Origin of the sequence: Paenibacillus ihuae, assembly GCF_001368795.1 — a bacterium.
In the GTDB taxonomy this organism is placed as follows: domain Bacteria; phylum Bacillota; class Bacilli; order Paenibacillales; family Paenibacillaceae; genus Paenibacillus_AQ; species Paenibacillus_AQ ihuae.
Genome location: NZ_LN831198.1, coordinates 383,393 through 390,640, shown reverse-complemented (window position 1 = coordinate 390,640; position 7,248 = coordinate 383,393). Strand labels below are relative to the sequence as shown.

Here is a 7,248-nt window from a genome sequence, read left to right as displayed (position 1 = left end):
AAGCTAGGCATTGACATCAATTTAAAAGCAATCTCCAAAAAGCTTGGCGTCCCGGTCGTTGCCATCTCGGCACGCAATGAGATCGGTATCGGGGAGCTTTTGAATCAGGTGGAGCGTGTCGCGACCGGCGCTTTCACCGGCAAGCCGCTGCAGATCACTTACAGCGAGGACATTGAACGCGGCATTGCCGAGCTGACCCCGCTCGTAGAGCAAACTGTAGGCCCGCGGTATCCGGCACGCTGGATTGCGTTGCGGCTGCTGGATGGTGACAACAGCCTGCTGTCTTCGCTCAAAGCCCATATGGGAGGCAGCAAAAGTTACGGAAGGAAGGAGGTAGCCGGCCATGGAGTCACCGCTTGTCAATAAGAGTCCTGACCCAATGGATTCTCTGCTGTCTGCAGCCAGGAAGCTCGCAGACAAGGGCGCGATCCGCGATGAAATCGTCAGCGGAATTTACGGGGTATCTGCAGGTATCTGCAGCGATGCCGTCACCTACCAGGATAAGAAGAAACTTGGCAGCACCTATAAGCTTGACCGGATCGTCACCTCCAGACTCTGGGGCTTCCCGATCATGCTTGCCGGACTCGGTCTCGTGTTCTGGATTACGATTGCCGGGGCCAACTATCCTTCCAGCTGGCTGGCATCGCTCTTCGGCTGGATCGAAGGTTATCTGACAGCCGGATTTGAAGCGGTGAACTCCCCCTCCTGGCTCCATGGTGTGCTGGTGCTGGGACTCTACCGGGGAACCTCCTGGGTCATCAGCGTGATGCTGCCGCCGATGCTGATTTTCTTCCCGGTCTTTGCGCTGCTCGAGAATTTCGGCTACCTGCCGCGCGTCGCCTTCAACATGGACCGCCTGTTCAAGAAATCCGGCGGCCACGGCAAACAGGCCTTGACGATGTCGATGGGCTTCGGCTGCAACGCCGCCGCCATCCTCTCCACCCGCATCATTGAATCACCCAGGGAACGGATGCTGGCGATTCTGACCAACAACTTCGTACCGTGCAACGGCCGGTGGCCTACCCTGATTCTGCTGGCCTCCATGTTCATGGTCGGGGCCGCCACAACTGGTGCACTCCGTACCTTCTCCACTGCCCTCGTCCTGATGGGCATTGTGCTGATCGGCATCACCGTCACCCTGACTGTGTCCTGGGTCATGTCCAAAACCGCCCTCCGCGGTGTGCCGACCCACTACACCCTGGAGCTTCCGCCTTACCGCCGGCCGCAAATCTGGAAGACGATTGTGCGCTCCTCCAAAGAAAAATCGCTGAACGTACTAACCCGCGCTATCATCGTCGCCGCTCCTGCCGGGATCATTACCTGGATACTCGGTAATGTTGTAGTCGGCGGAGACAGTGTGCTTAACCATATGGCTGCCTTCTTTGATCCGTTTGCCCAGCTGCTCGGCATGGACGGCTTTATCATCATGGCCTTTATTCTCGGGCTGCCTGCCAATGAGATCGTGCTGCCGATCCTGCTGATGGGATATATGTCCTCGGGTGCAATGGTAGACGTCGATGGGCTCGGCAGCATCAAGGACATTTTCCTGAGCCATGGCTGGACCTGGCTGACCGCGCTGAATATGATGCTGTTCTCCCTGCTCCACTATCCGTGCGGCACAACGCTCGTGAATATTTACAAGGAGACCAAGAGCCTGAAATGGGCGGTACTCTCCGCTGTCATCCCGCTTGGTATCGCCATCACCGTAACCTTTGCCGTAGCGCAAATCGTCCGGTTGTTCGGCTGGGTATGAGGATTCAAAGCATGTAAAAGAACCAGCCGGAATTCCGGCTGGTCCTTTTACATGATAAGGGGATGAACGCCATAACGCGTATTTTCTATAATACCTCGTTGGCTGCATCAGCTCACTAAACACACTCATATTTACTTCAAGCTGATCCGTAGTTCGATTAACTAATACAGGACTCCCGCCTGAGCATCTACGTTAATCCGTTGCCGCTAGAGGTCAGTGGCTTCCCTGTTGAAGGAATTGAGCGGGACAAAACAGTTTCGTAGCTTATGAGACTGGAACCCTGGTTTCCGCCAATTCAAAGGGATTTATCCCTCTCATTTCGCCCTCTACCCCGGATTCCACCAATTCAAAGGGATTTATCCCACTATTTCCGCCCTCCCCCCCGGTTTCCACCAATTCAAAGGGATTTATCCCACTATTTCCGCCCTCCCCCCCCGGTTTCCGCCAATTCAAAGGGATTTCTCCCTCTAATTCCGCCCTCTACCCCGGTTTCAGTCAATTCAAAGGTATTTATCCCTCTCATTTCGCCCTCCGCCCCGATTCTGGCAAATTCAAAGGTATTTATCCCTTTCAATTAACGCCTCTCCCCCGGGCCTCCTGGTTGCGTGCAATCCGGTCATTGAAACTTTTGATACTAAATCCTTCTAATCGTAAATGCAGGATATCATCCCATCCCCATCTCCCATCTCCCATCTCCCATCTCCCCCTTATCCCCGTCCTCATCCCCATACTTATCCTCATATCCTCATATCCTCCCCCCCGCCCTACACTCACAGCTCACGAGCCAGCTTCATAAGTCGCCGCATCCCTTCCCGCAGCAGCGTTTCACTGGCAAAGGAGTAGCTGAGGCGCAGCCAGGACTTCATCTCTCCCAGCGGATCGCATAGCTCACCGGGGACAAAAGAGATTGACTGTTCCATGCTGCGCGCGAACAGCGCTGAGGCAGAAACGGACTCCGGCAGCTTCACCCACAGGTTCAGCCCGCCTTCCGGTGCGGTCCACTCCCAGCCGCTCCCCGCCAGCTCCTCCTCCATAATCTCCTTGTGCACCTGCAGCGCAATCCGCAGCTTGCCCAGATGCTGCTGCAGGCGCGGCGAGGTGTAGTAATGCAGAAAAATCTTCTGGTTCAGCAGCGGGGAGCCGTTGTCGGCCAGGGATTTAGCGGTGATCAGCCGCTCCATGAACGGATGGCGGCAGGCCACCGCACAAATCCGCAGCCCCGGAGCCACATACTTGCTGAAGCTGCTGATATAAATGACCCAGCCCTCGGTATCGTAGGCAAAAAACGGCGCGGGAGGCGCTTCCCCGAAATAGATGTCGCGGAAGGGATCATCCTCCACCAGCAGGCAACGGTACCGCTCCGCCAGTTCTACCAGCTGCTTGCGCTGCCGAGCCGGAACGGTGTAGCCGGTCGGGTTATGATGGGTCGGATTCATATAGAACATCCGCGGCTTAAATTTACGCATCAGCGCCTCCACCGCCTCCAGATCATAACCCTCAGGTGTGATCTCCACCGGAACCAGCCGGGCACCCGCCCGGCGAAAAATATCCAAAGCCACGCTGTACGTCGGACGCTCCACGAGCACGGGGTCCATCGGCCCGAGCACAAGTCCGGCAATCAGATTGATGGCCTGCTGTGCCCCCGAAGTGATTAACAGCTCCTGCGGCGACAGCTGTAGCCTATAATGCTTATGGAAATGCTCACACAGCGTCTCGCGCAGTTCGCCATCCCCCTGCACTGAAGAATACGTCCCCATGACCTTCGGATAGAGATCGAACACTTTTTTGACATAATCAGAGAGAAAGAGGTTCGGCAGCAGACCGGGATCAATCAGCGCCTGGGAGAACTGGTAGGTCACCGGCATCCGCTGGATATCGGACATGGGATTGGTCAGTGAATAAGCCGGCACAGCTGCTCCTTCAGTCATTCGTTCCTCCCGCAGCATGTTAGCCGGTGACACATAATATCCGGACTTGTCTTTTACATATACCTTGCCGCTGTCAGTCAGCTCCCTGTAGGCCTTGAACACCGTCAGCCGGTGCACCTTCAACTCCTCGGCCAGCCCGCGGATCGACGGCAGCTTGTCATGGGCCTTCCACTCTCCCCGCTCCATCCGGTTCAGCATATATTCATAGACCTGCCGGAAGAGCGGATGGCTCTGTTCCTCTTTTGCCGGTTGCTTCATTAGTTTCCACTCCTCTCTACGATTTCCGTCAGGGCGCCGTAGTTTTATTTCCCCTATTGTACAGCATCCCGGCCTGCATCTGTTCTGTTACTTATCAACTGTTCTGTGCCTGGCCGTTTATGATGAATCAAACGCTTCACCGGACTGCCATATCAACTTAACAAAGGGGAATTACACATGATTATGCTCGCTTATACGCTTGTCTGTCTGATTTTCGGTACTACTTTTCTCGCAATCAAAATCGGGGTCGATGCCGGGGCACCGCCTTTTTTCTCCGCTGGGCTGCGTTTCTTCCTGGCTGGAGCTGTTCTGTTTCTCTGGATGGCCGTCAAAGGCAAAGCCAGCTTCTCCCTGCTGCTCCGCAAAGAAATGCTGATCACCGGAGCCGCGCTGACCTTTGGTACCTTCTCTGCACTGTACTGGGCTGAGCAATATGTATCCTCGGGGCTTGCTGCGGTACTGTCAGCTACAGGCCCGATGATGATCCTGCTGATGCAGACCGCTTTTCTCCGGCAAAAAGCTCCCTCGTACTCTATGTACGGCTGCATCATTGGCTTCACCGGCGTCCTGCTGCTCGTGCTCCCAAGCCTGGTGGTCGACATCTCTCCCCTATGGCTCATCGGCTGTGTTGTCGTAACTGATCGGGGAATGCTGCTACGCTGCAGGTGCGATTTATTCCAAAAAAGTGACCACGGCCTTCTCCGGTGTCTCGCCGGTTGCACTGAACGCCGCGCAAATGATGTACGGAGGAGCGCTCTTGTTGATCCTGTCACTCGCTACTGAAAATGTGCATCCCGAAGTCCTGCTCTCCTTCAAAACCGCCGGGTCGCTGCTCTATCTCACCGTCATCGGCTCCATGGTTGGACATACCCTGTTCTACTGGCTGGTCGCAAGGACCAATCCCGTATTCCCGTCCACCTGGCTGTATATTTCGCCGCCGATTGCTGTCGGGGTCGGCTTCCTGTTCTATGACGAGGCCGTCACCTGGATCACTCTCCTTGGTGTGTTCACCATCATCGCCGGAACGGTGCTGGTCAATGCAGGCGCATTGAAACAGTTATTGTTCAAAAAGCAGTCTCCGCCTGCGGTACTGCCGAAAGACGCCGCTTGATGCTGCTGCACAGAAATAATTCAACAAAGCGTAAAGCCAGTGTTCCCGCTGGCTTTTTTATTATTAACCCCTACTAAATTCATTTATGACGTACTATATGTTGCATTAATGATCATAATTGCGTATTATATACTCAAGTTAGCGGTCATTATTACCAATAAGACGTCTGAATGAAAGGGGGAATCGGCCACCGGTACTCCTTTTCCTTAGAGGAGCGCCTAATCATATCCGGACAATGGAGGGAACCTGCAATCGAACTGACATCCCGTCAACTGCAAATTATTGATATTGTGAAGAAACGCGCGCCGATCTCCGGCGAGCAAATCGCGGAAAGCCTCAATCTCAGCCGGCCGACCATCCGCAATGACCTGTCCATTCTGGTGATGCTGGAATACATCGATGCCAAGCCGAAGGTCGGCTATTTCCCCGGCCAAAGGTCGGTAAGCCGGCTCGGCAGCAGCTATCTGCTGAAGGAAACCAAGGTCAAGGACATCCAGAGCATCCCGGTGGTGATCCGCGAAACGACCACGATCCAGGATGCCGTAGTGACCCTGTTTCTGCAGGATGTAGGCACGCTGATTATCTGCGACGGGGACGGCAAGCTGGCCGGAGTCGCCTCACGCAAGGATTTCCTGAAGGTAACACTCGGCAATCCGGGTGCGGTATCCATGCCGGTCAGCATGGTCATGACCCGCCAGACCAAGGTAGTAACGGTATCTCCCGAGGACACGGTCCTTGATGCCGCGCATAAAATGATTTTTCACGAGGTAGACAGTTTGCCGGTGGTCGTGCCCGGCGGCGCGGAAGAAACCGTCCCAAGGCTCGATGTGGTGGGCCGGCTGACCAAAACTTCCATCGTTAAGCTTCTCCTCGATCTCGAAGCCAAAGGATAACGGGAGGAATGGAAACGCATGGAGCAATCTTCACACTACATCACGATATGCTCAGATTCGATAGGTGATACGGCTGAGGCAGTTGTGCAGGCCGTTATCCACCAGTTCCAGAATCAGCGTGTCACAATCAGGAGATACGGCAATGTAAGGCATGAAGAGGAGCTGCGGAAGCTGATGGAAGAAACGGCGCAGCTGCAGGGTTTTGTCGCTTATACACTGGTACAGCCGGAGCTTAGGGAGATGATCCGCGAAGAGGCCGTACGCCTTGATCTGCGGATCGTGGATATCATGGGGCCGATGATGCAGGCCTTCATCGACACGTTCGACGATGCGCCCCAGGCCCGGCCCGGACTGCTACACCAGCTGGACGAGGATTACTTCCGGCGGATCGAAGCGATTGAATTCACCGTCGCCTGCGATGACGGCCGGGATCTGAATGCTATGCTGAAGGCCGACATTGTGCTGCTGGGCATGTCCCGCACTTCGAAGACCCCGCTTAGCATCTTCCTCGCCCACCGGGGTAAGAAGGTCGTCAATTACCCGGTCGTGCCGGAGATCGCTCCGCCGCAGCAGCTTCTGAGCCTGCCGCCAAGCCGGATCATCGGTCTGACGATGAAGCCGGAGTATATGCTCAAGATCCGCTCGGAGCGCCTGAAGGTGCTGGGCCTGCCGGCTGGCTCCCAATATGCCAGCCTTGAACGGATTACCGAGGAAATGGAGCATGCAGCGGTACTGTTCGCGAAGCTCAGCTGCCCGGTTATTGATATTACCGACAAAGCGATAGAGGAAACCGCCGGCATTATTATGGGCTATCTCTAGTCTCTAGCCCGGAAGCAGCGGCGTAAATGTCTTGCACACCAAACCTACACTGGAGGGAAAAATATATGGAACGCGAATTGGCACTGGAGATTGTACGGGTAACTGAACTGGGCGCTTTATCCTCAGCCCGCTGGATTGGCCGGGGTGACAAGAATGCGGCGGATGATGCCGCTACAACCGCTATACGTTCCATGTTTGATTCTGTCTCCATTGACGGAACCGTCGTGATCGGCGAAGGCGAAATGGACGAGGCGCCGATGCTCTATATCGGGGAACAGGTCGGGAACAAGAACGGCCCTTTGGTTGACGTGGCGGTTGATCCGCTTGAAGGCACAGAGGTGGTAGCCTGCGGGCTGCATAATGCCCAGTCGGTCATTGCCATTGCCGACCGCGGCAGCCTGCTGCACGCTCCCGACATCTATATGGAGAAGCTGGCCTGCGGACCCGAGCTGGCCGGCAGGCTAAGCCTGGAGGATCCGGCCGAGG

General features: G+C 55.4%; 6 protein-coding genes and 2 pseudogenes. 6 read left to right on the top strand and 2 right to left on the bottom strand.

The window, feature by feature from the left end; genetic code table 11:
* Positions 1-366, top strand: a pseudogene (locus AQR02_RS33345) (FeoB small GTPase domain-containing protein); the annotation flags it as partial.
* Positions 344-1,753, top strand: coding sequence for a nucleoside recognition domain-containing protein (locus AQR02_RS01780; protein WP_054939132.1), 1,410 nt, complete (start codon positions 344-346; stop codon positions 1,751-1,753). The pseudogene AQR02_RS33345 and the gene AQR02_RS01780, both read left to right, overlap by 23 nt.
* Before the next feature lie 415 nt (positions 1,754-2,168).
* On the opposite strand, the gene AQR02_RS32210 is transcribed toward AQR02_RS01780, so the two are convergent.
* On the bottom strand, positions 2,169-2,327 hold the full coding sequence (locus AQR02_RS32210) for a hypothetical protein (RefSeq protein WP_159067664.1): 159 nt from the start codon (positions 2,325-2,327) through the stop codon (positions 2,169-2,171).
* Between the two features lie 196 nt (positions 2,328-2,523).
* Positions 2,524-3,939 (bottom strand): aminotransferase-like domain-containing protein, encoded by a 1,416-nt coding sequence (locus AQR02_RS01775; protein WP_054939131.1) that lies wholly within the window; start codon positions 3,937-3,939, stop codon positions 2,524-2,526.
* Positions 3,940-4,116: 177 nt separating this feature from the next.
* Here AQR02_RS01775 and AQR02_RS01770 point away from each other — a divergent pair.
* From AQR02_RS01770 to AQR02_RS33340, 4 genes and pseudogenes are all read left to right on the top strand, one after another.
* Positions 4,117-5,050 (top strand): annotated as a pseudogene (locus AQR02_RS01770) (DMT family transporter).
* Between the two features lie 272 nt (positions 5,051-5,322).
* A complete protein-coding gene (locus tag AQR02_RS01765; protein ID WP_279306783.1) occupies positions 5,323-5,943 on the top strand; it encodes a helix-turn-helix transcriptional regulator in 621 nt (206 codons plus the stop codon).
* Positions 5,944-5,961: 18 nt separating this feature from the next.
* Positions 5,962-6,762: a pyruvate, water dikinase regulatory protein gene (locus AQR02_RS01760; RefSeq protein ID WP_054939130.1), complete on the top strand. Its 801-nt coding sequence runs from the start codon at positions 5,962-5,964 to the stop codon at positions 6,760-6,762.
* Positions 6,763-6,827: 65 nt separating this feature from the next.
* The coding region (locus AQR02_RS33340; RefSeq protein WP_245237038.1) for a fructose-bisphosphatase class II at positions 6,828-7,248 on the top strand (421 nt) is incomplete at its 3' end.

Excerpts from the sequence above, each read along its gene's own strand:
- AQR02_RS01775 (WP_054939131.1), bottom strand. The coding sequence starts at position 3,939 with ATGAAGCAACCGGCAAAAGAGGAACAGAGCCATCCGCTCTTCCGGCAG.
- AQR02_RS01760 (WP_054939130.1), top strand. The coding sequence starts at position 5,962 with ATGGAGCAATCTTCACACTACATCACGATATGCTCAGATTCGATAGGT.
- AQR02_RS01780 (WP_054939132.1), top strand. The coding sequence starts at position 344 with ATGGAGTCACCGCTTGTCAATAAGAGTCCTGACCCAATGGATTCTCTG.